18 protein-coding genes are annotated in these 22,610 nt (G+C 54.2%); 12 read left to right on the top strand and 6 right to left on the bottom strand.

Annotation, left to right across the window (positions count from 1 at the left end):
• The first annotated feature begins 76 nt into the window (after positions 1–76).
• Positions 77–775, top strand: coding sequence for a TetR/AcrR family transcriptional regulator (locus tag HUF18_RS16430; RefSeq protein WP_145466531.1), 699 nt, complete (start codon positions 77–79; stop codon positions 773–775).
• A gap of 44 nt (positions 776–819) precedes the next feature.
• Here HUF18_RS16430 and HUF18_RS16425 read toward each other — a convergent pair whose 3' ends face one another.
• Positions 820–2,478, bottom strand: a complete 1,659-nt coding sequence (locus HUF18_RS16425; protein WP_225692960.1) for a sensor histidine kinase — start codon at positions 2,476–2,478, stop codon at positions 820–822.
• Positions 2,479–2,825: 347 nt separating this feature from the next.
• On the opposite strand from HUF18_RS16425, the gene HUF18_RS16420 reads away from it, so the two are divergent.
• Positions 2,826–4,178: an 8-oxoguanine deaminase gene (locus tag HUF18_RS16420; RefSeq protein WP_225692959.1), complete on the top strand. Its 1,353-nt coding sequence runs from the start codon at positions 2,826–2,828 to the stop codon at positions 4,176–4,178.
• 183 nt (positions 4,179–4,361) lie between these two features.
• Positions 4,362–6,137 carry a GGDEF domain-containing protein gene (locus HUF18_RS16415; protein WP_225692958.1) on the top strand — a complete coding sequence of 592 codons (1,776 nt, stop codon included), beginning with the start codon at positions 4,362–4,364 and terminating at the stop codon, positions 6,135–6,137.
• On the opposite strand, the gene HUF18_RS16410 is transcribed toward HUF18_RS16415, so the two are convergent.
• Positions 6,138–7,952: a sensor domain-containing diguanylate cyclase gene (locus HUF18_RS16410; protein WP_225692957.1), complete on the bottom strand. Its 1,815-nt coding sequence runs from the start codon at positions 7,950–7,952 to the stop codon at positions 6,138–6,140.
• Positions 7,953–8,115: 163 nt separating this feature from the next.
• Here HUF18_RS16410 and dapC point away from each other — a divergent pair, with 163 nt between their 5' ends.
• The 3 genes from dapC (at position 8,116) to HUF18_RS16395 (ending at position 11,705) form a co-directional block, all read left to right on the top strand.
• The gene (dapC, locus tag HUF18_RS16405) at positions 8,116–9,309 is read left to right on the top strand and encodes a succinyldiaminopimelate transaminase (RefSeq protein ID WP_225692956.1); all 1,194 of its coding nucleotides are present in this window, start codon (positions 8,116–8,118) and stop codon (positions 9,307–9,309) included.
• A gap of 9 nt (positions 9,310–9,318) precedes the next feature.
• The gene (locus HUF18_RS16400) at positions 9,319–9,750 is read left to right on the top strand and encodes a SufE family protein (protein WP_186435773.1); all 432 of its coding nucleotides are present in this window, start codon (positions 9,319–9,321) and stop codon (positions 9,748–9,750) included.
• A gap of 185 nt (positions 9,751–9,935) precedes the next feature.
• The gene (locus tag HUF18_RS16395) at positions 9,936–11,705 is read left to right on the top strand and encodes an ABC transporter transmembrane domain-containing protein (protein WP_225692955.1); all 1,770 of its coding nucleotides are present in this window, start codon (positions 9,936–9,938) and stop codon (positions 11,703–11,705) included.
• Positions 11,706–11,713: 8 nt separating this feature from the next.
• On the opposite strand, the gene HUF18_RS16390 is transcribed toward HUF18_RS16395, so the two are convergent.
• Complete coding sequence (locus tag HUF18_RS16390) at positions 11,714–13,657, bottom strand: methyl-accepting chemotaxis protein (protein WP_145466539.1); 1,944 nt, start codon at positions 13,655–13,657, stop codon at positions 11,714–11,716.
• 433 nt (positions 13,658–14,090) lie between these two features.
• On the opposite strand from HUF18_RS16390, the gene HUF18_RS16385 reads away from it, so the two are divergent.
• Positions 14,091–15,098: a GGDEF domain-containing protein gene (locus HUF18_RS16385; protein ID WP_186435774.1), complete on the top strand. Its 1,008-nt coding sequence runs from the start codon at positions 14,091–14,093 to the stop codon at positions 15,096–15,098.
• Between the two features lie 86 nt (positions 15,099–15,184).
• Here the strand turns inward: HUF18_RS16385 and HUF18_RS16380 are convergent, their stop codons facing one another.
• Positions 15,185–16,207, bottom strand: a complete 1,023-nt coding sequence (locus tag HUF18_RS16380) for a type I glyceraldehyde-3-phosphate dehydrogenase (protein ID WP_145466541.1) — start codon at positions 16,205–16,207, stop codon at positions 15,185–15,187.
• 83 nt (positions 16,208–16,290) lie between these two features.
• Positions 16,291–17,601 carry an aminotransferase class I/II-fold pyridoxal phosphate-dependent enzyme gene (locus HUF18_RS16375; protein ID WP_225692954.1) on the bottom strand — a complete coding sequence of 437 codons (1,311 nt, stop codon included), beginning with the start codon at positions 17,599–17,601 and terminating at the stop codon, positions 16,291–16,293.
• Between the two features lie 106 nt (positions 17,602–17,707).
• Between HUF18_RS16375 and HUF18_RS16370 the strand changes: the two genes are divergently transcribed.
• The 5 genes from HUF18_RS16370 (at position 17,708) to HUF18_RS16350 (ending at position 21,490) form a co-directional block, all read left to right on the top strand.
• Positions 17,708–18,490, top strand: coding sequence for a YggS family pyridoxal phosphate-dependent enzyme (locus HUF18_RS16370; RefSeq protein WP_225692953.1), 783 nt, complete (start codon positions 17,708–17,710; stop codon positions 18,488–18,490).
• 1 nt (position 18,491) lies between these two features.
• Positions 18,492–19,229: a glutamine amidotransferase gene (locus HUF18_RS16365; protein WP_225692952.1), complete on the top strand. Its 738-nt coding sequence runs from the start codon at positions 18,492–18,494 to the stop codon at positions 19,227–19,229.
• Positions 19,216–19,470, top strand: coding sequence for a hypothetical protein (locus HUF18_RS16360; RefSeq protein WP_225692951.1), 255 nt, complete (start codon positions 19,216–19,218; stop codon positions 19,468–19,470). Before HUF18_RS16365 ends, HUF18_RS16360 begins: the two co-directional genes overlap by 14 nt.
• Positions 19,467–20,654: an aspartate aminotransferase family protein gene (locus tag HUF18_RS16355; RefSeq protein ID WP_225692950.1), complete on the top strand. Its 1,188-nt coding sequence runs from the start codon at positions 19,467–19,469 to the stop codon at positions 20,652–20,654. Before HUF18_RS16360 ends, HUF18_RS16355 begins: the two co-directional genes overlap by 4 nt.
• Before the next feature lie 173 nt (positions 20,655–20,827).
• On the top strand, positions 20,828–21,490 hold the full coding sequence (locus HUF18_RS16350) for a class I SAM-dependent methyltransferase (RefSeq protein WP_225692949.1): 663 nt from the start codon (positions 20,828–20,830) through the stop codon (positions 21,488–21,490).
• Between the two features lie 10 nt (positions 21,491–21,500).
• Here HUF18_RS16350 and HUF18_RS16345 read toward each other — a convergent pair whose 3' ends face one another.
• Positions 21,501–22,454, bottom strand: a complete 954-nt coding sequence (locus HUF18_RS16345; protein WP_225692948.1) for a helix-turn-helix domain-containing protein — start codon at positions 22,452–22,454, stop codon at positions 21,501–21,503.
• Positions 22,455–22,610: the final 156 nt, after the last annotated feature.

The raw sequence follows: 22,610 nt of genomic DNA, 5'->3' as shown, positions 1-22,610 counted from the left end.
CCATGCCGGATATGATACTCTTAGGCCCTCACAGACTATGTTATGCCAGATTCTGTTCTTACTGGCGGGAAGTGATATGAGCACACAAAAATACAAGACCGGCGCTATTCGTGAGCGCAACAATGAAAATATTCTTGCCGCAGCCGAGCAGGAGTTTGTATTACATGGTTTTAAGGGTACCAGCATGCAGGCCATTGCCGACCGTGCCGGCGTTCCCAAAGCCAATATCCATTATTACTTTAAGAACAAGGGCAATCTGTATCGTGCCCTGCTGGAAAATATCCTGACCACCTGGAACGAAGTACTGTCTGATATTAATGCCGACAGTGATCCTGCTCATATTCTGAGCCTGTTTATCCGTACCAAGATTCGTCTTTCCTATACCCATCCGAATGCATCTAAAATTTTCGCTATGGAAATTATCCAGGGCGCACCTTACCTGAAAGATTATATCAGTGGTGCAATGCGCTTATGGGTCAGAGAGAAAACTCAGGTAATTCAGAGCTGGATTGATGCCGGTAAAATCCGTGCCGTAGATCCGACCCATCTTATTTTTATGATCTGGTCATCAACTCAGCATTACGCTGACTTTGAAACCCAGGTACTCGAAGTAACCAACAAGCGTCAGTATGAAGAAGAAGATATTCTGCGTATTGGTGATTTTCTTGAAGATATGATTCTGCGTGGCTGTGGGCTGACACCGCCAGGGCGTGCGGCCTATCTGGCGACAACAGATAATACAGAAACCAGCACTGAAGATACTGCTGCGGTTTAACCCATGTACTCACAGAACCCGCTCCGGGATTCTGTGAGTACGTTTCAGTGATTATTAATCACCAGCTTTAAGCCCTGCTCAGTCATCGTCCGGTCATATCGGTCGAGATCCAGCGGTATGCGCAGGTGGATTTCTGCGCCCTGGTTTTCCACACCCTGACGGCGTTCACAGACTTCGATACTGCCGTGCAGAATACGTGTAACCAGATTATACGCCAGATGCATTCCCAGACCGGTTTTGCCCCGGTGCCGGCCCGTGGTAAAAAACGGATCAAAAATACGCTGACGTACCTCATTGCTGATACCAATACCATCGTCTTCATAGATCAGCGTCAGAAGGTTTTCTGTTACATCTATACTGGCATGTATCTGAATATGACTGTCACCACCGTCCGGATAGCCATGATCCAGCGAGTTGCCAATCAGTGCCCCCATTACCAACCCAAGCGTCTGCCGGCAGGTATTCAGAATAACCGGCTGACTGAGGTTATATTCAATACGACAGGTGTTGTCTTCAACAAAAAAGTCATCATTGTTGCCGGCAAATTCCTGCAGAAATTCTTCCAGTGAAAAGCGCGAGCGGAAATCACTTTCTTCATCAACTGCCAGCGATTTAAAGGTACGCACCAGGCGGTGCGAGCGGTTCAGGTTTTCGTCGATCAGCAACAAACCTTCTGAAATATTATTAATCTGTGCTGAGAAAGTATTTTTATCCAGCGTGCCATTTTTAATCCGTTCCTGAATTAATAATACTGAATCTTCGATATAACTCCGGGCCGTTACACAGATCCCCAGTGGAGTATTCAGCTCATGGGCAACGCCAGCTACCAGACTGCCCAGCTGGGCCATTTTTTCATTTTCGACCTGCTCATGCCGGTCTTCCTGCAGGGTATCAATTAAACGATTAAGGGAATTGATGGCGTTATTCAGCTCTCCCGTGCGCTCTTCTACTTTTTGTTCCAGCCGGTTGTTGAGCTGTTGCAACTCATGGTCGGAATAATCTCGCTCAGCCATTACCTGCTGAATCTGCTGACATAAGTGATTGATGGTACGGCCAATACGGTTCAGCTCGTCATTCTCTCCACCATCATCCGGCAACTGTACCGGTGCACGAATATCACCACGCTCCGCCCAGTCAGAAAGGGAACGCAGCTGAGAGCCGGCATAACGACTGAACAGCCGGACCAGCGCAAACAGAAGTAAAGCCGCTAACAGCAGAATAATAATCAGATGCTTGAGCAGCACGACCGGAGCCGTAGCCATAACCTGTTGCCGCATGGCCACTAAATCCAGCTGCAAACGTAAACTGCCGACCAGAATACTGCGCTCGCCATTGTCGTAGTGCAGATCAAATTGCCGCTCCTGCAGAATCCTGTCACCAGACTCTGCCTCTTCTGCCTGGCCGGCAGAGAAGTATTCGCCATTACCGGCATCCAGCATGGCATAGCGGATATAAGGGAACTGCACCAGAGCAGCCAGCTGAGATTCAACCTGCGGAATATCAAAGCTCCACACACTCTGCGCCAGGGCATTCAGGTAGCCGCTGCTGATCTGTTGCAGCAGAGCTTCGTTGTTACGGTATTCCGTGCGGTAAGCGCTGTACAGGGCCACTGCAGACGACAACAGAGCAAGCAGCAGGCTGGACAGAAACAGATGGATCAGCAACCGTCGGCCGGAAGCACTGCGCCAGTAAAATGCACTCATATTCCCTCCCTGCATATTCCCTTGCTTAGCGTTCCGTGAGCACAGGTTCTATGAGTGTAGAAAAGCACTAGCTGATAGCCAGCCCAACAGGAATGAGAATAGAAAACAGTCTGTAGGCGAACTGCGATAGACCTGTTATTTATAAATCGCATCACAAAGTGGCCACTAACCTCGCCACATTACTTGCCCGTCTGATACAGCCTGTTATCATCAACGCCGGCAGATTAACACCTGGTCACTGCTAACGATCCGCCGCACGCCTGTGCGGTTTATTCTTATTCGTTAGCGACCGGCGCCCAGTCCTTCCTGTCTGCCACCGCCGCAGCGAAACTTTGCGGAGCACAATCATGAACACTCTCTGGATTAAACATCCCCGCGCCGTATTTACCAGCAACCGGCTGGACGCCAGTGGCGGGCTGGTGATCGCCGATGGCCGTATCCTTGAAGTGCTGGCCGCCGGGCAGCAACCCTCCGGCCCTGTCAGTCAGGTATTCGATGCCAGCACGCACGTTGTCTTGCCCGGCCTGGTGAATACCCATCATCATTTCTACCAGACCCTGACCCGCGCCTGCCCACCAGCACTCAACAAGCGCTTATTCCCCTGGCTGCAAACCCTCTATCCGATCTGGGCCGGGCTGACTCCGGCACAGCATGCGCTGGCCACGGAGCTGGCAATGGTCGAGCTGTTGCTGTCTGGCTGCACCACGGTTGCCGACCATCATTATCTGTTTCCGGCCGGGCTGGAAAACGCCATCGATATTCAGGCCGAAACCAGCTTAAAACTGGGCATGCGCGCCACCCTGACCCGTGGTTCGATGAGCCTGAGCGTGGATGATGGCGGCCTGCCGCCACGTTCGGTGGTGCAGACCGAACAGGTGATTCTGGACGACAGCAAACGCCTGATTGAACGCTGGCACCAGCGTGATGATCAGGCGCTGCTGGAAGTCGCTCTGGCACCCTGCTCGCCGTTTTCGGTGACCCCTGACATCATGCGCGCCAGTGCGGAGCTGGCAGCACAATACGATGTCGGCCTGCATACCCATCTGGCGGAGACCGAAGATGAAAATGCTTTCTGCCTGAAGATGTTTGGCCAGCGGCCGCTGGATTATCTGGACTCGGTCGGCTGGCTGAATAACCGTACCTGGCTGGCGCACGGCATTCATTTTAACGATGAAGAAGTGCAGCGACTGGGCAATGCCGGCACCGGTATCTGCCACTGCCCGTCATCCAATATGGTGCTGGCATCCGGAATCTGCCGGGTAAATGAATTACGTGCCGCCGGCAGCCCCGTCGGGCTCGGTGTGGATGGCAGCGCCTCCAACGACCACAGCAATTTAATGCAGGAAGTGCGGCAGGCATTATTAATTCAGCGCCTGCGCTATCAGGCCGATGAGTTCACCCATCTGGATGCGTTACATCTGGCCACCAAAGGCTCGGCTCAGGTGTTACGGCGCGATGATATTGGCGAACTGGCGCCCGGTAAGCGTGCTGATATTGCCTTCTTTAAACTCGATGAACCGCGTTTCAGCGGCGCTCATGACCCACTGGCAGCGCTGGTGCTGTGCGGCGCCAGTCAGGCTGACGCGGTGATGATCAACGGTGACTGGAAAGTACGCGATAAACAATGGCTGGGCGGCGATATCCGCCAGCTGATGGCTAACCACCAGCAGGCGGCCAGCCAGTTGTTCAGCGGACACTGAATCCGGAAAGCGGTCAGCAGGACAATTTTCTGCCTGCTGACCAGCATTATCTTTATGCTTTTTCTCAGCAGGCCAGCGCTGCTCACATCCTCTTACACAACCGCTGATTTTGTTTACCATTTTGTCATCTGCAGGTCATGCAACCGCCGCACTATACGCTGACTTTTTCTGTTTGGTTTTGATATGGCGCCCCATCTTCTGCAACGCAGTCTGGACGAGCTGATCAGCAAGGAAGCCATTCACACCGTGCTGCAACCCATAGTCGACCTGAGCCGCAACCGCGCTCTTGGCTATGAAGCACTCACCCGCGGAGCTTCGGGTCATTTATTACAGCGCCCGGATCTGATGTTCCAGGCCGCGCATCAGTTTGACCGTATTCCGGATCTGGAGATTCTCTGCATCCGTTCGGCTATCCGCCATTTTTCGCGGCAGAAAAGCGACGGCCTGTTATTTATTAATATCTGCCCGCAAAGCCTGCTCAACTATGGTGAGGAGATCAGCGAGCTGACCGAGCGTCTGGCCCACAATGGTCTGCAGCCAACCGATGTTGTGCTGGAAATTTCCGAGCGCTTTCCGATTGAGAATACCGGTCAGTTCCTGACGCTGATCGGCCATCTGAAAGAACTGGGTTATGGCATTGCTATTGATGATCTGGGCAGCGGCTATTCCGGCTTAAAACTCTGGTCAGAGATCCGCCCCGACTACGTCAAAATCGACCGCCACTTTATCGACCGCATTGATCAGGACACGGTAAAACAGGCCTTTGTTACCTCGGTGGTGCATCTGTGCGAACAGCTGCAGTGCGAGGTGATTGCCGAAGGCATCGAAACTCAGGGCGAGCTGAATTTAATCCGCAGCATGGGCATTCATATCGGTCAGGGTTATCTGCTGGGCAAACCACAGAGCAAAGCCGAATTCCAGACTCCGGAGCACGGCCTGAGCCTCACCAGTCCGGTGCATGCCAATGGCGTCGAGCAGCCAATCGGCAACCTGTGCCAGCCGCTGGAAACCATTGCCGCCTCGCTGCCGATGCGCGAAGTTGATGAACTGTTCCGTGAAAATCCGCTGTTAATGTCACTGCCGGTACTGGAAGAGGAGCGCCCGGTCGGATTGCTACACCGGCGCAAACTACTGGAATTATTCGCCCAGCCATACGGCCGTGCGTTATTTGAGCGTAAAACCGTCGGCCATTTTATGCAGCAGAATCCGCTGATCGTCGATTGCGCCATGACCCTGGAAGCGGTCAGTAAAGTACTCACCGATGACGACGACGAAGACCTGCGCCAGCACCTGATTGTTACCTGCGAAGGCCGTTATCAGGGCGTGGTAAACAGCAAAGACCTGCTCAAACACATTACCGACAGTCAGATTCAGAAAGCCCGTTATGCCAACCCGCTAACCCTGCTGCCGGGCAATGTACCGATCGACGAACATGTGGAACAACTGCTGCGCCAGCAGAGCCACTTTTATCTGCTGTACCTCGATCTGAACCATTTTAAGCCCTATAACGACCAGTACGGCTACCGTCAGGGCGATGCCGTATTGCGCTGGCTCGGCCGCTTGCTGCAACAGCACAGTTCAGCGCTTAATTTTGTCGGCCATATTGGTGGCGATGATTTTGTACTGATCAGTCAGGAAGCGGATTTTTATCCGCTGTGTGAGCAACTGCTGCAGGCGTTTAATCAGCAATGTTCTGAGTTTCACCGCAACGACGACTGGAGTCGTGGCTATCTTAACGCCCATGACCGCAGCGGCCAGCTGAGCCGTATTCCGCTGCTCGGTTTAGCCATTGGCGTGGTGCCCTCAACGCTGATTGAAAATCAGGACCCGCAGAGTCTTGCCCAGCTGGCAGCACAGGCAAAACAACAGGCTAAACAAAAAACAGGCAGCGCCTGGCATTGCCTGGGACAGGAGATGCAACCCATCCTGCCGGTTGCCATTAAAGCCGCAGGCCACTGATCAGCGACGGTAGTCGGCGGCAATTTTGTAGCCGTCACGGGTCGAGTGTTTTACTTCATACATCGCCTGGTCAGCCGCGTTCAGCAGCTCTTCGCCATCGGTTTCTCCCAGACGGCCGACGGCGATACCGGTACTTGCACTCAGGTTATGAATCTGCGGCCAGTCCGGCACCTGCAACTCACGCAACTGTTGCTGCAGACGCCGGGCAAAGGTTTCCGCGCCCTCGGCTCCGCAATCAAGCAGCAGCACCGCAAACTCTTCCCCGCCCAGCCGTGCCAGCCGGTCACGGTCACGTCCAAGGCGGCGCAACAATGCACCAAAGGCCGCCAGCACGGCATCACCGGCGGCATGACCAAAACCATCGTTAATACGTTTAAAGTGATCCAGATCGATCCACAAAACCGCGACGCTGCCCTGCCACTGTTTCAGTTGCTGCAATTGCTCCAGCAAAGCACGGCGATTCAGCAGGCCGGTCAGACCATCCACATCCGCCAGCACCTGCAGCTGCTGGTTGGCATCCAGCAGGGCGTTGGCTTTCTCCGCCAGCGCCTGAGTACGCTCCGCCACCCGCTGTTCCAGCTCGCGGTTTATCAGCCGCAGTTCTTCGCTCAGGCGTACAATTTCCTGCCGTGACCAGACCCGGTTCAGCAGGAAGTTACAGATCATCGACACAATAAAAATCAGAAACCCCAGCGGCGACCAGTACTGTCCGCTCAGCAGCTGATTATTCAGCAGCACATCGTGAATAACCGCCACACCCAACAGCATCGTCCCCGGCAGAATCAGCCAGGCACCACGACGGCCGAGATACACCATACGCAGCAATACCGATGTCGCCACCACCACGCCCAGCAGCAGCAAACCACCAAAGATTCCCAGTAATGCGGTAAACCACAGCGGCGGTAACAACAGACAGAGCAGCGCGGCTAACAGAAAAGGCAGGCTGAACAGATTACGCAGACTCCGGCTGAAATCGGTACCGAAAGCAGAGTGCAGCCAGCCAAACAACAGCACCGGGCTGACCAGCATGCTGATATAAATCACCCGGATATGCAGCTCCCAGGGCGGATTAAGACTCAGCATCCAGTACAGCGGGGCAAATGAGGTGGTACCAAGGCGTACGCCCAGCATCAGGGTAAACAGCCCCAGCCACAGTCCGGTGCGGTCTTTACGGTCTACCGTATATTCCATCACCAACAGCAGACCAATCAGCAATAACAGCAGCAGGATAACGGCTTCATAAATCACATGCTGGGCGTAGCCTCGGGTGATCTGATCTTCCGGGCCCAGTAACAGTGGCTGCCAGGGCCCGGCACTGTGATGGTGATAATTAGCAACCTGCAGCACCAGCTGCAGACGGCCATCAGCGATACCTCCCAGCCTGACCCAGCGATTGCCCTGATAGGGTTGCATCTCCTGACGGGCAGTACCCACGCGGCCGCCATGCAGAATATCGCGGCCATTGGCTAACAGGCGGAAACTGGTGGCTATTTCCGGCACAAACAACGCCCAGTCAACCTGCGGATCAAGGCCCTGAATATCCAGCACGAAGGTGGCGTAGCCCTGCCCCGGATACTCATATCCGGCCTGACCATTTTCATCCCAGGTTGAGGGCATGGTGAACAGTGGCCAGTCATGGCTGCCGGTGCCATCACTCAGCTGCTGCCAGGCAAAACGCCACTCTCCCGCCAATGCCAATGGCTGCGTTACCGGCCTGCCGGACAGATTCATCACGCCCTGCTGCGCCCGGAACTCTTGCGCTATTTCCGCCTGCAATTCTGTGGCAGATAAGATCAGCAGCCAGGCTAATATCAAACAAATACGCCGCCGCATTATTCTCCGTCCGAAACAATATCCGTGCTGAAACTATGGGTGGCATGATGGCCAGCGTCAAATTCCGGCAGGCCGCCAAAGCAGCATCCTGCGCAAATGCCTGTATAATGCCGCGCATCTGAAATTCCGAACTCCGGTGGAAGGCATGAATCCCGATCTGAGCAAACTACAGCCCTATCCCTTTGAGAAACTCGCTAAGCTGAAAGCCGCCGTTACGTCGAATGAGCAGCTGCCACATATCGCGCTGTCCATCGGCGAGCCTCAGCATCCGTCTCCGGCCTTTGTACAACAGGCGATGATCGACAATATCAGCCGTCTGGAAAACTACCCGACCACCAAGGGCTTGCCACAGCTGAGCGAAGCCATTGCCAGCTGGCTCAAAGGCCGCTTCAGTCTGGATAACATCGACCCGGTATCGCAGGTGATTCCGGTCAACGGTACGCGCGAAGCGATTTTTGCCTTCACCCAGGCGGTGGTTGACCGCAGCCAGCCCGATGCCCTGGTGGTCAGCCCGAATCCGTTCTATCAGATTTACGAAGGCGCAGCCTATCTGGCCGGTGCCACACCGCATTTCCTGCCTTGTCTGGCCAATAACGATTTCCACCCGGATTACAACGCCGTGCCGGCGGATGTCTGGCAGCGCTGCCAGTTATTGTTCCTGTGCACGCCGGGCAACCCGACCGGTGCCGTACTGAGCTTCGAACAGTTTAAACAGCTGATTGAACTGGCCGACCGTTACAACTTCGTGCTGGCCAGTGATGAGTGCTATTCCGAAATTTATGTCGATGGCAAAGAAGCGCCGATGGGCCTGCTCGAAGCCTGTGCCCGCTTAGGCCGTCACGATTATAAAAACTGCGTGGTGTTTCATTCGCTGTCCAAGCGCTCCAACCTGCCAGGCCTGCGTTCCGGTTTTATTGCCGGTGATGCCGCGCTGTTAAAACCTTTCCTGCTATACCGTACTTACCACGGCTGCGCGATGCCGCTGCAGACCCAGCTGGCCTCCATTGCCGCCTGGAATGACGAACAGCACGTTGCCGATAACCGTGCGCTGTACACACAGAAATTCCGCGCGGTAATAGAAATTCTTAATCCGGTGATGGCGGTGGAGCAGACCGACGCCAGTTTTTATTTATGGGCAAAAACCCCGATTAATGAAGAAACCTTCGCCCAGCAGTTATTTGCCCAGCAGAATGTGACCGTACTGCCCGGTTCCTATTTATCGCGCACCGTCGATGGTATTAATCCCGGTGAAAACCGCGTACGTATGGCACTGGTGGCTGGTGTTGATGAATGCATCGAAGCCGCTCACCGCATCCGCCGTTTTGTTGAATCTCTGTAAGGACTGATTATGGCTTTAGTACAGAACCCGTTCGGCGCAGACATCAGCACCGACGATATCCTCGACACCCTCGGCTTTTTTGACGACTGGGAAGAGCGCTACAAATACATCATCGATCTGGGTAAACAATTACCGGCGATGAGTGATGACAAGAAAAATGATACTTATCTGCTGCGCGGCTGCCAGAGCCAGGTATGGATCGACAGCGAATTAAATAACGGCGTACTGACCTTTGAAGCTGACTCCGACGCCCATATTGTGCGCGGCTTACTGGGTGTGGTGCTGGCCGCATACAACCATAAAACCCCAGCTGACATTATCGCCTTCGATATCGACGATTATTTCAGCAAGATTGATCTGGTCAAACACCTGAGTCCGACCCGCGGCAATGGCCTGCGCGCCATGGTGCAGCGCATTCAGGACACCGCGCGTAACGCCTGACCATACCGGCTGAATAACCGCGGCGGCTGCCGTGATTATTCAGCCTGCTGCTTCCCTCCCCCGGTAACAGACCCGTACCTATCCATCCGATCATAACAACACAGTGTACCGGCGGATGTTCACCTTGCTCTGGCTGGTACTAATCGCTAGCCTGAAGCACATCCTTTTATACAAAGACCTCTCCGATGCTGCGCTGGCTCTGGCAATTTATCCGTCCTTACAAATTCCGTTTAACCATCGCCATCATTGCCCTGGTCGCCACCGCCGGGCTTACCCTGGGCCTAGGTCAGGGCGTGCGCTTAATGGTCGACAATGGTTTTGCCGCACAATCCACTCAGGGACTGGCCGACGCACTGCAGTTGTTCGCGGCACTGGTTGTACTGGTTTCTACCGGGGCTTATTTCCGCTTTTATATGGTGTCGTGGCTCGGTGAACGGGTCGTGGCCGACATACGCAAGCAGCTGTATCAGCACCTGGTCAGCCTGCCTCCCAGTTTTTTTGAAGATAATCTGGCCGGTGAAATTCAGAGCCGGGTAACCACCGACACCACACTGCTGCAGACGGTGATAGGTTCCTCATTTTCCTTTGCCCTGCGTAATTCGCTGACCTTTATCGGTGGTATTACCCTGATGTTTTTAAGCAATTTAAAACTCAGCCTGATTGTTCTGGTTGCCGTCCCCTTAGTTGTTTTTCCGATGATTTATTTTGGCCGCAAGGTGAAAAAACTGTCCCGTGACAGCCAGGATAAAATTGCCAGTGTCGGCGCCTGGGCCGGTGAAAGTCTGCAGCATATTAAAGTGGTTCAGGCATTTACCCGCGAAGATATTGTTACCCAACAATTTGCCCTCGCCGCTGAAGGTGCTTTTGACGTAGCCCTGAAACGAATCCGCCAGCGCGCCTGGCTGATCGCTCTGGTGATGGTGCTGGTGATGGGTTCTGTGGCCGGTATGCTGTATATCGGCGGCAGTGATGTGATTGCCGGAAAACTGTCCGGCGGTGATCTGGCTGCCTTTGTGTTTTACGCCATTATGGTCGCCGGTTCGCTGGCCGCCGTGACCGAAGTCTATGGTGAGGTTCAGCGTGCCGCCGGTGCCGCTGAACGCATCCGCGAGCTGCTGGCGACCGAAGCTGAAATTCAGTCACCACAGCAAAGCACAGTCATTCCGTTTGAAGAAAAAGCAGGCCAGCCGTTAGTGAGCTTCCGCGATGTGCATTATCACTACCCCAGCCGTCCGGACAATAAAGCCATCAGCCATTTAACACTGGATATTCAGCCCGGCGAGCGTATCGCACTGGTTGGCCCATCCGGTGCCGGAAAATCCACATTATTTGATTTATTACTGCGCTTCCGCGACCCGCAACAAGGCGATATTCTGCTGCATGGAAAATCGTTACGGGACTGGGATTTACAGCAACTACGCAGCCAGTTTGCTCTGGTGCCACAGCAACCTGTGCTGTTCAGCGCCAATGTGCTGGATAACCTGCGTTACGGCAAACCCGATGCCAGTGAAGACGATATTCTGGCCGCTGCCAAAGCCGCCCATGCCGATGAATTTATTCAGCAATTACCGGATAAATATCAGTCATTTTTAGGTGAGCAGGGGGTGAAATTATCGGGCGGACAGAAACAACGGCTGGCCATTGCCCGTGCTATTTTGCGCGATCCGGAAATATTATTGCTGGATGAAGCCACCAGCGCCCTCGATGCCCAGAGCGAGCATCTGGTGCAGCAGGCGCTGGATGGTTTAATGAAAAACCGCACCACCTTTGTTATCGCCCACCGCCTGGCCACCATCACCAATGTTGACCGTATCGCGGTATTTGATCATGGCCAACTGGTGGCGATAGGAACACATCTGGAGCTGATGCAACATTCGCCACTGTACAAACGCCTGGCCGATCTGCAGTTTAAAAACACCCAGTTTAAAAACACCGACGATCAGCCAGCCCGGTGACCCTGTATTTAAACCCGGAAGCGGCTGACCAGCGCTGACAAATCATGCGACAGATTACCAAGGGAATCAGAGTTCTCTTTCAGCTGCCGTGAGCTGTCGTTGGCATTGGTCGCTTCGGTATTAATGCGGATAATATTCTGGTTAATTTCTTCCGCCACCAGATGCTGTTCTTCAGCGGCGGCTGCAATCTGGGTCGCCATATCACGGATACGGGCGACGGATTCTTCGATGGACTCAAATACCGCACGGGTCTGCTCGGTGGTTTCTGCGGTTTCGCGTGAGTGATCCAGGCTGCTGGCCAGTTTGCCCGACACTTCACTGGTGCGGTTAATCAGCGAGGTAATCATCTGATCAATTTCTTCGGTTGATTCCGCAGTGCGCCCGGCAAGAGTCCGTACTTCATCGGCCACCACCGCAAAGCCGCGCCCCTGTTCACCGGCGCGGGCCGCCTCAATGGCAGCATTCAGTGCCAGTAAATTGGTCTGTTCGGCGATACCACGGATGGTATCGAGAATGGTGGTGATATTGCGCGACTCCACGGCCAGGGTCGACATTGCCTGGTTGGAATCTTCAATGACCTTTTCAAGAGCCGTTACCGCGCTGGTTGTTTTCTGAATAAATTGCCGCCCGTCTTCAACATGATGCTGACTTTGGTCGGCGGCAATCGCCGTTTCACTGCAATTTTTTGCCACCTCATTGGACGTGGCCACCATTTCATTAAACGCTGTCGATACCTGTTCTATCGAATTGGATTGCTGATCAGAAATACCCGCCAGCTGATCGGAAATAGCCTGTGCAGCCAGAGCCTGATTTTTTACATCAGCGGCCCCTTCATTAATATCGGATACCAGTGAATGAATCATGGTGATAAAGCGGTTAAAGGCGTTGGCCATCTGTCCGGATTCATCTGAGCTGAGCACTCTCAGTCTGCGCGTCAGATCCCCTTCGCCACTGGCAACCTCTTCCAGACCCCGGGTAACCGCACCAATTGGCTTGGCGATCAGGTTGCTGATCCAGTAAGCCAGCACAGCAAAAATACCCAGCAACACCAGACTGATCAGCAGAATGGTATTACGTACTTTAGTGGCAACAGCAAACACTTCATCAGCCGGAATAACGCCGATAAATTTCCAGCCCAACGCCGGTGATGTGTAGGCAGTTGCAAACCAACTCTGGCCATTCAGCTCGGTTTCAAACAGGCCTTCGCGGGCAAAAAACTGCTGATAGGCTTCATCCAGTTCTTTTATATTTTTAAAGTTATTTGCTTTATTGCCACTATCGGCCAGCACCGTGCCGGTTTCTTCCACCAGAATCAGATAGCCGGCTTTGCCGAACTGCACTTGTTTCACCATATCGGTCAGCTTACTCAGGGTAACATCCACCCCGACCACGCCCTGCAGACCACTGTCGGTGGTGAATGTATGCAGATAATCAAGCAGCGGGGCTCCGGTGTTTACGTCTTCATAGGCGGCGGCACGTACCGACTTGCCGGGGTCAGCCTGAGCGGCGATATACCAGGGGCGCTGACGCGGGTCATACTTCCCCAGATCACTGCCCGGCCACTGAATATAACCACCACTGCTGAGCCCCAGAAAAACATAGGCCAGATCCGGCCGCGCTTTACCGAAATCGTCCATCAGTGCATAGGCATCAGCCTCAACACTGCCACTGCGCTGAGCAAAGGTCGGTTTTGCTGCACCACGATAATCCGACACCGACTCATCCAGAGCTTTCAGCGCCTGGGTCGAAGCCAGAAAAGCGGCATCTTCTGCCAGGCCATTAAGGTAGAGACTGAATGCGGTATCAATATGACGGATTTCAGCACTGCTGCGGGTTTCAAAGCTGTTCAGGGCGCTGCTGCGCAACTCCATAACAACCAGAACGGTAATGATCAGCAAAGGGATAATGACAGCTGACAACAGTGCAACGGTCAGGCGGGTACGGATAAGCATGCAATGACTCCGGCGTAGGTAAACGACAGTCTTATTTGCAGCTTAGCCCGTTTTTTGATCAACACTTTTGTTAATAACAAACATTACAGCGCCAGGCCTGCGTACGCCGGGTGTACCGTCCCGGCGTGCGCGCAGGTGCTGGCCGGGCACGGGTACTGCTGCCAGATCAATACCCAGAGACCTTTACGACAACCGCAGAGGGTGGAAGGATAAGTAAGTTGAACTAGGCTCCAAGTAAACATCCGTTCATAAATTAAATGGGGGGGCAGCTCAGGCAATTGCTATGGAGTCCGGATCACCCTATATCCACCATGCCCTGGCTGTTTTCCGGGACCCGGAAATGGAAAGCCTTTTCCGCCAGGAGGAACTTCCCAGACAGCGTCGCTTAGTCTTCGGGCTTTGTGCGTTTGTAATAATTTCAATGCCTGTTTTTATGCTTTCTGATGCCATGGTCGTCAAACCCGGGCCATGGGGTTCTTTTCTGCTGGCACAGAGGCTGGTTCATATTGCGGCGTGTATTATTTTTTTATTAACCATACCCCGCATCCGGCGTTATTCCTCTTACGATGTACTGGTATTCAGCACGTTATTGCTATTTTTTGTACTTCTGGAACTGGGCTCGTTTACCTTTCTGGACGACTACGCCCTGTATGCCCTGTTTGATCTTATTATCATGCTGTGCCTGTATGCTTCCGGAATTCTGACCGTAAAACTGTCAACAATAATATGCCTGTATCATTCTTCAGTGGCCATCCTGATTATTCTGACCCTAAAAGATCTTAACTTACATGCTCAGATAATGATGATCATTGGTTATAGCTTCAGTAATGGTGCCGGCATACTGCTATCGATCACTCACCATAAAAACACCAGGCAACAGTATTTATTGCAGCAGTATTTACGCGAGAAAACACTTCAGCTTAAGCACCTGGCATATCGTGATTCGTTAACCAATGCGTTAAACCGGAGATCTTTTCAGGATCATTTCAGGGATATTGAAAAAATGGCGTTAAGGCTTGAGAAGAGCGATAAAAGCTTATTCCTGATCGCCGCCGACATTGATCACTTTAAAAAGATTAACGACAACTTTGGTCATGATATTGGTGACAAGGTATTGCTGGCTTTTGTGAAGCTGGTTGAAGCCAATATCCGTCCTGTCGATAAGGTATACCGCTTTGGCGGTGAAGAATTTATGATTTTACTGCAGGAATGCAGTATGGATACGGCCATTAAAAGAACAGAAAAAATAATGCAGCTGCTTAATTCAGGCGCCCTTGGTGTTGAAGAGCTGGAGCAGCCGGTCACATGCAGTTTTGGGATTACACCGGTTCTGGCCAGCGATACCATCGATTCCGTTTGTATCCGGGCCGATGAAGCCCTTTATAACGCGAAACATAACGGCCGCAATCAGTATGTTTTTGCCCCAGCACCCGATAAATAAAACCAGCAACACAATAATTTATCAGAGGCAGCACTGGGAGCAGTCCATCTGGCCCTGAAAGAATATCCAGGGCATAAGCAAAAACATTAGCGACGATTCTCTGCACTCATGGCGCAAGCAGTATCCAGCATACGGTTGGCAAAACCCCATTCGTTATCAAACCACACCAACAACTTCAGCAGCTGCCCACCGCTGACACGTGTCTGGGTGGCATCGACGATTCCTGAACGCGGATCGTGATTAAAATCGATTGAGGCATGCGCATCATGGGTGATACCGATAATCCCCTTTAATGCACCGCTACTGGCTTCTGCCAGCAGTGCATTAACCGCATCCGCTGTGGTTGGCTGCTGTAATTGCAGACTGATATCCAGTGCCGAGACATTAATGGTTGGCACACGCACATGCAGGCTTTCGATTTTACCGGCGAGTTTCGGCATTAAACGCGCAATGCCCAGCGGCAATCCGGTATCGACCGGAATAATACTTTGCCCTGCAGCGCGGGTGCGGCGTAAATCGGAATGGTAGGCGTCGATTACCGGCTGATCGTTCATCGCCGAGTGAATGGTGGTGGTTACCCCGGCTTCGATGCCGAAGGCGTCATCCAGCAAAGTCAGAATCGGCAGCAGACAATTGGTTGAGCAGGAACCGTTGGAAACGATGTGCTGATCGTCACTCAGCGTGTGCTGATTAAGACCAAAAATAATGGTGTTATCCACCGCGCTGTCGGCAGGGTTAGAGATCAGCACTTTATGCGCGCCACCAGCCAGATGCTGCTCGCACTCTTCGCGGGTTTTTATCTGGCCGCTGCATTCCAGCACCAGATCAATATTCAGCGCAGCCCAGTCGAGGGCGGCGGCATCCGCTTCGTGGCGGATACAGATACGGTCGCCATTAACACTCAGATGACGTTCATCCACCACCTCAACCTGCCCCGGAAAGCGCCCGTGGGTACTGTCGTAGCGCAACATGTAGCTGATGGTTTCAATATCGGCCAGCTCGTTAATGGCCACCACCTGCAACTGCCCGCGATAGCCATTTTCGTACAGAGCACGCAGTACACAGCGGCCGATACGGCCGAAACCATTGATAGCAATACGGGTGGTCATAAAATACCCGGCCTCCGGGCCAGAAAAATCAGATCGTTATTCTCGCGGATTTAACCGGTGCTGGCAAAGCCGCACCGTTTTTGTCACAGGCATTTGCGCAGATCAGCAATCAGCTTCTGTTGCTGTTCGCCGTCCAGCTCACTGATGGTTATGCGCAACGCACTCTGTGGCTGACGCACACTGAACACCGCCGCATCGCGTACCAGCCAGCCGTAGCGGGCAAGACGATGGCTGATTTGTTCTGCATCCAGCCCCGGCAATGGCAGCCAGAAATTAAGACCATCCGCCGGTGCGCTGAGCACTGGCAGTCCGGGTAATTCTGCCGCATTCAGCGCCGCTGCCAGTGCAGTGCGCTGCGTACGGTAATAGTCCGCCGCCTGTGTCAGCTGTTGCTGTACCTCATCGCTGGCCAGCAGCAGGCTGAGCAGATCCTGCAGCAGATGGCTGACCCAGTTGCTGCCCGGTGTGAGACGCAGCAACAGACGCTCACGGGTCTGGGCATCGCTGTGGATAAAGGCACAGCGCAGGTCCGGGCTATAACCTTTCGAGACCGAACGCACCAGCGCGTGATAACGATGGCCTGCGGGCATGATGCTGTAATACGCCGAGCTGGCAACGGTGGCGAAATGGTCATCCTCGATCAGCAATACATCCGGGTATTGCGCCAACAAGCTGCGGATCTCTGTCGCCCGGGTCTGGCTCAGACTGCAACCGGTCGGGTTATGACCACGGGGTGTACAGATCAGGGCCTGCACGCCGGTTGCCAGCGCCGCCGCCAAAGCCTCTGTCTGCAGACCTTCAGCATCAACACTGACGGCAACGGCTTCCAGCCCGGCCTGATTCAGGGTGTTGATGGTTCCCAGAAAACAGGGATCTTCGACGATGACTTTGTCACCGGGCTTCAGATGCGCCAGTAACAGACGCTCAACCGCGTCCACCGCACCATGGCTGAGCACCAGCGCATCCGCTTCCGCCTGATCGGCAAACAGCCGGCTCTGTGCCAGCGCAGCAAGCTCCGGATTCAGCAGCGGCTCACCATATAAGCGCGGAGTACGGGCAGGCAGCTGCGCTAAATAACGGCTGATATCGGGCAGCCAGTGCAGTGCCGGATTACCACTGGCCAGATCAGTCAGCGGCGAATCCGGCATCGCGCCTTCCTGAAACCCACCTTCCGCCTGGGTACGGATCATCGTGCCACGCCGCCCCTGACTGACCGCCAGGCCAGCGCTGACCAGCCGCTGATAGGCAGCCGCGACGGTATTGCGGTTTACCCCAAGTTGTTCTGCCAGCTCGCGGATAGGCGGCAATAACGCGCCTTCTTCCAGCTGTCCGCTCTGCACCAACTGCCGGATGCTGGCGACGATATCTGCAATGCTCTTGCCGGTAATATTCATAAATAGGACAAAATTATTTTTGACATAGGACAAAAACCGAAAGCATACTGGTTACCCGGTCAGTTATCCACCGCCGGCAAGAATATCAGACAGCAGGAGCAAAGGCTTGAACCATACCGTGACCACCAGCCAGGGTTTCCGCCCGGTTTTCAGCAGTGACGATCTGCAGCGCAATCTGGCGGCCGTAAACGCCCGTATCCGGCAGGCCTGTGAACACAGCGGACGCCAGGCCGACAGCGTCCGTCTGCTGCCGGTCAGCAAGACCGTGGATCTGGCACGTATCCGTATGGCCCACGCCGCTGGCTGCACTCTGCTGGGCGAAAACAAGGTGCAGGAAGCCTGGAGCAAAGCGCAGAGCACCACCGATCTGACGGATCTGCGCTGGGCAGTCATCGGTCATCTGCAGACCAATAAGGCCCGTATCGTTGCCCGCTTTGCCAGCGAATTTCAGGCTCTCGACAGCCTGCGTCTGGCCGCCGAACTGGATAAGCGCCTGAGCCGTGAAGAACGCTGTCTGGATGTGCTGGTGCAGGTTAATACCTCCGGCGAAGCCAGCAAATACGGCCTGGAGCCGGCACAGCTGGAAGCCTTTATGCGCCAGCTCAGCGCCTTTCCTACCCTGCGGGTAAAAGGTCTGATGACGCTGGCCGCGCTGACCACCGATCAGCAACGTATCCGCCGCTGCTTTGTTTTGCTGCGCCAACAGCTGCAGCAGATGCAGCAACAGCTGAGCTATGGCGATCAGCTGTATGAATTATCCATGGGAATGTCGTCCGATTTTGAACTGGCGATCCACGAAGGCGCGACCACCGTCCGGGTTGGTCAGGCCATCTTTGGTCCGCGGGCGCTTCCCGACAGCTACTACTGGCCTGAACAAACAGGAGCCTGACATGATGAAACGAGCCTGTGTTATCCGCCACCTGGCCTTTGAAGGGCTGGGTATTCTGGAAAGCGTGCTGATTGAGCGCGGCTATCTGATTGACTACTACGATGCCGGCGTTGATTTTCTTGATGACGATGCCCTGTTGCAGGCGCATCTGCTGGTCGTACTCGGCGGGCCAATCAGCGCCAATGACGGCCAGGATTACCCCTTTCTGGCGCATGAGACAGAGTTGCTGCAGCAACGTCTGACCCTGCAACGGCCAACGCTGGGCATCTGTCTTGGCGCCCAGCTGATGGTCAAAGCGCTGGGCGGCACCGTACAGCCGATGGGGCACAAAGAAATCGGTTATGGCGATATTCAGCTCAGTACAGAGGGACTGGAGTCGGCACTGGCTGTGCTTAAGGAGTGCCCGGTGCTGCACTGGCACGGTGAGCAATATTCGCTGCCTGCCGAAGCCCGGCTACTGGCCTCTTCGGCGCTGTGCCCACAGCAGGCATTTGCCCTCGGCGACTATGGTCTGGCGCTGCAGTTTCATCTGGAAACCGATTACCGCCGCATTGAGCAGTGGCTGATTGGCCATTGCTGTGAGCTGCAGCAGGCCGGCATTGCGCTGGCCGATATCCGCCAGCAGGCACGCCAGCACGGGCCGCGCCTGCAGATGCTGGGGGTACGTATTTTTCATACCTGGCTGGGCCAGGCCGAAGCCTTTGATCAACACAGACATTACACCCATGAGCCAGTTTAAGATCCTGCTCTGGCAGAACCAGAGCCTGCTGGGCCAGTTTGAATCGGCAGCCAATGCCGGGCATGAACTGATACAGCAGATTCGCAGCCGCTTTCCACAGGAGGCCGGTTTCCGCACCGAAGTGATGGTCGCCAGCGACGAAAAACGCATTATTGAATCCTCGCGTCAGGGCATCCGCCTGATCAGCCGGGAAGTGATTTATCAACCTTACAATGAAGACGAAACGGATCAGAAAGTATGAGTTCAGCCTGTTTAATGCCGGTGTATGAGCGCCTGCCGGTTCATTTTGTGCGCGGCGAAGGCAGCTGCCTGTGGGACGATCAGGGCAATCAGTATCTCGACAGTCTGGCCGGTGTCGCGGTAACCAATCTGGGGCACTCTCACCCGGAAATTACCGCAGCCATCAGCGCTCAGGCCGCCACCCTGATGCACAGCTCCAACCTGTACGGCGTAACCTGGCAGGAAACCCTCGCCGCCACACTGTGCAGCCTGACGGGTATGGAGAAAGCGTTTTTCTGTAATTCCGGTGCCGAAGCCAACGAAACCGCCATCAAGCTGGCACGCCTGCATGCCCGCCAGCGACAGATTACAGCACCGCAGATTGTGGTTATGGACGGTGCATTTCATGGCCGCACCCTGGCCACCCTGACCGCCAGCGGAAATCCGGCAGCGCAGCAGGGTTTTGAGCCTTTAGTGCCGGGCTTTCTGCGTCTGCCACTGAATGACAGCACGGCCCTGAATGCACTGGATGGCAACCCTCAGATCTGTGCAGTACTGCTGGAAACCGTGCAGGGCGAAGGCGGCGTGCGACTGGCAGACAGTCATTATTTACAGGCGCTGGCGCGCCTGTGCCGGGCCAATAACTGGCTGCTGATGATCGACGAGGTGCAGACCGGCATGGGCCGCACAGGGCGCCACTTCGGTTATCAGCATGCCGATATCCAACCGGATGTGATCACCCTTGCCAAAGGTCTGGGTAATGGTCTGCCGATTGGTGCCTGCCTCGCCCGTGGTGCGGCAGCAAACCTGTTTGCGCCGGGGCAGCACGGTTCAACCTTTGGTGGCAATCCGCTGGCCTGCCGCGTCGGTCATACCGTGATAAGTATCATGCAGCGTGACCGGCTGGCCGAACGGGCGGCAGAGCTGGGCAGGCAACTGCTGGAAGGATTAACCCAGGCGCTGGCCGGCCATCCTCAGGTCGCCGCCATCCGCGGACGCGGACTGATGGTGGGTATTGAGCTGAAAGAAGCGATTCCGGATCTGACCAGACGTGCGCTTTTGGAAGAGCGCCTGCTGATTAATGTCACACGGCAGAAAGTTATCCGCCTGTTACCGGCACTGACGATCAGTCCGGAAGAAATCAGTATCCTGATCGCCGCACTGAGCCGGTTACTGCACAGCAACCAGCAACTGCGCAGCGCCTGAGAGGTAACACACCCCCGGCCAGAATGCCCTGGCCGGGGTTTATATTGTTCCCTGCGCTTCGCCATTAATGCACTTAGTCATCACAGCGCTTCGCCATCGCCGCACTCTTGGCGCAGTGTTATATTGCCGCCCGCCTCCCTGCCAAAGCGCTCTCTCAAACCGAAGGAATCCGCATGAATCAACCCTGCACCCAGCCCTGCCCCCTGTGCTCTGATCAGGGTCCGCACCAGCAGCTTCAGGGTGCAGATAAACGCCGTTACTTCAGCTGCAGCCAATGCTCACTGGCTTTTGCCGACCCACAGCAATGGCTGAGTGCGGCGGACGAAAAAGCCTATTACGCCACCCATGAAAACAGCATTGAAGATGCCGGTTATGTGCAGTTTCTGCAGCACCTGCTGACACCTCTGCTGCCATTATTAACACCGGGCATGCAGGCACTCGATTACGGCTGCGGGCCGGGGCCAACATTATCAAAACTGCTGGCGGCTGCAGGTATTGCCTGCGATGACTACGATCCGTTTTTCTTTCCTGCCCAGTTACGCAGTCAGTACGATGTTATTACCGCCACCGAATGCTTTGAACATTTTCATAATCCGCACGCCGAACTGAGCAGGCTGAGTGGTTTACTGCGCGAAGGTGGTTATCTCTGTTTAATGACCAGCCGCTGGGCAGATGCAGAATATTTTTCGCGCTGGCATTACACTCGCGACCCGACTCATGTGGTGTTTATGCAGGAAAAAACGCCGGACTGGATTGCCCGGCATTATGATCTTGAGATTGTCTGGCGCGACAGTCCGAGGGTGGTGATTTTCCGTAAAGTGGCTGCCAGACCCTAGATAAAAGATTTCAGGCGGAGATCATTTTAATCTGATGTTGTTTTAAATAATCTCTGGGCGACACACCATACTGCTGATGAAAACGGCGGGTAAAGTGGCTGGCATTCACATAGCCGACGTCATAGCAGACTTCGGTAACAGAACGGCCGCTCTGCAGTAATTCCCGCGCCCGCTCAAGGCGGCGCTGCTGGATATATTCCATCGGCCCGGTGCCCATCACATGCCGGAACTGCTGATAAAACTTACTGCGTGACATGCAGGCAACACGGCACAGTTGCTCAATATCGACGGTTTCCGCCAGATGATCATCAATATAACGAACCGTTTCCGTCAGACCATTTAAGGTCGGGTCATGGCGCGCGCAATTCAGTAAAAAGCTGCGTCCCTGCTGGCGCAGCATACGGGTTAGTAATTCAGTAACGCCCAGGTTCAGTACCAGATCACGGTCATCATCGTTATGCACAAAACTGCCGACGATACGTTCCAGCAATTGTTGCGTTGCCTCGGTATGAAACAGATGCAGCACATGATCATCATGCGGGCGCCAGCAACCCAGCTCTTTCGGTAACGGGTTCTTCTGGTTGAGCTGATCACAGACATCACGCAACCGCTCACGGCTGATACCCAGGGTTAAACAGCTGGTTGGGTTATCGAGAGTGGCCTCGGGGAAATCAATGGCAACGGTTTCACCTGGCGCCATGACAAAAGATTCATGGGGTAAAAAAGCCGAATTAAAATGATTTTTACCGTGCAGTACTTTTTTGCCGCTGATCATGCCGCAGTAAAGAATTTCTTCCGCATCGAGGCGGACTTTTTCTGCAGAGGCAAAAGTGTCGTAGATTGACAGTTCAGCGCCATGACTGGCAAAGACCGTGCGGTTTTCCACCAGCTGCTGCGGGCCAGAACCACGAACAAGATTACGACGGTTAAACGCCGCCTGAGCTGCCAGACCTGAATCGCGCATTCTGACCTCCTGTTACCGCTGACATTTGTGCGGTATCTCTTAGGGCCTGTTAACACTAATTAAACAGGCCTGTTATTGGCTAAAAATTTCTCAAACAAGGCGCTGAGAGTGTGGCCTAACGGGTTAAGCGAACGAACAGCAACGCTGGATGAGGAG

It is taken from the genome of Thalassolituus sp. ST750PaO-4 (assembly GCF_020320405.1).
GTDB lineage: Bacteria > Pseudomonadota > Gammaproteobacteria > Pseudomonadales > Oceanobacteraceae > Venatoribacter > Venatoribacter alkanivorans.
Note: the sequence above shows the minus strand (reverse complement) of the source record. Positions and strands in the feature narration are given on the sequence as shown.

Coding starts and splice junctions, on each gene's coding strand:
- HUF18_RS16390 (WP_145466539.1), bottom strand. CDS start 13,657: ATGCTTATCCGTACCCGCCTGACCGTTGCACTGTTGTCAGCTGTCATT.
- HUF18_RS16420 (WP_225692959.1), top strand. CDS start 2,826: ATGAACACTCTCTGGATTAAACATCCCCGCGCCGTATTTACCAGCAAC.
- HUF18_RS16385 (WP_186435774.1), top strand. CDS start 14,091: ATGCTTTCTGATGCCATGGTCGTCAAACCCGGGCCATGGGGTTCTTTT.
- HUF18_RS16380 (WP_145466541.1), bottom strand. CDS start 16,207: ATGACCACCCGTATTGCTATCAATGGTTTCGGCCGTATCGGCCGCTGT.
- HUF18_RS16365 (WP_225692952.1), top strand. CDS start 18,492: ATGATGAAACGAGCCTGTGTTATCCGCCACCTGGCCTTTGAAGGGCTG.
- HUF18_RS16375 (WP_225692954.1), bottom strand. CDS start 17,601: ATGAATATTACCGGCAAGAGCATTGCAGATATCGTCGCCAGCATCCGG.
- HUF18_RS16415 (WP_225692958.1), top strand. CDS start 4,362: ATGGCGCCCCATCTTCTGCAACGCAGTCTGGACGAGCTGATCAGCAAG.
- HUF18_RS16350 (WP_225692949.1), top strand. CDS start 20,828: ATGAATCAACCCTGCACCCAGCCCTGCCCCCTGTGCTCTGATCAGGGT.
- HUF18_RS16355 (WP_225692950.1), top strand. CDS start 19,467: ATGAGTTCAGCCTGTTTAATGCCGGTGTATGAGCGCCTGCCGGTTCAT.
- HUF18_RS16395 (WP_225692955.1), top strand. CDS start 9,936: ATGCTGCGCTGGCTCTGGCAATTTATCCGTCCTTACAAATTCCGTTTA.
- HUF18_RS16425 (WP_225692960.1), bottom strand. CDS start 2,478: ATGAGTGCATTTTACTGGCGCAGTGCTTCCGGCCGACGGTTGCTGATC.
- HUF18_RS16430 (WP_145466531.1), top strand. CDS start 77: ATGAGCACACAAAAATACAAGACCGGCGCTATTCGTGAGCGCAACAAT.
- dapC (WP_225692956.1), top strand. CDS start 8,116: ATGAATCCCGATCTGAGCAAACTACAGCCCTATCCCTTTGAGAAACTC.
- HUF18_RS16400 (WP_186435773.1), top strand. CDS start 9,319: ATGGCTTTAGTACAGAACCCGTTCGGCGCAGACATCAGCACCGACGAT.
- HUF18_RS16360 (WP_225692951.1), top strand. CDS start 19,216: ATGAGCCAGTTTAAGATCCTGCTCTGGCAGAACCAGAGCCTGCTGGGC.
- HUF18_RS16345 (WP_225692948.1), bottom strand. CDS start 22,454: ATGCGCGATTCAGGTCTGGCAGCTCAGGCGGCGTTTAACCGTCGTAAT.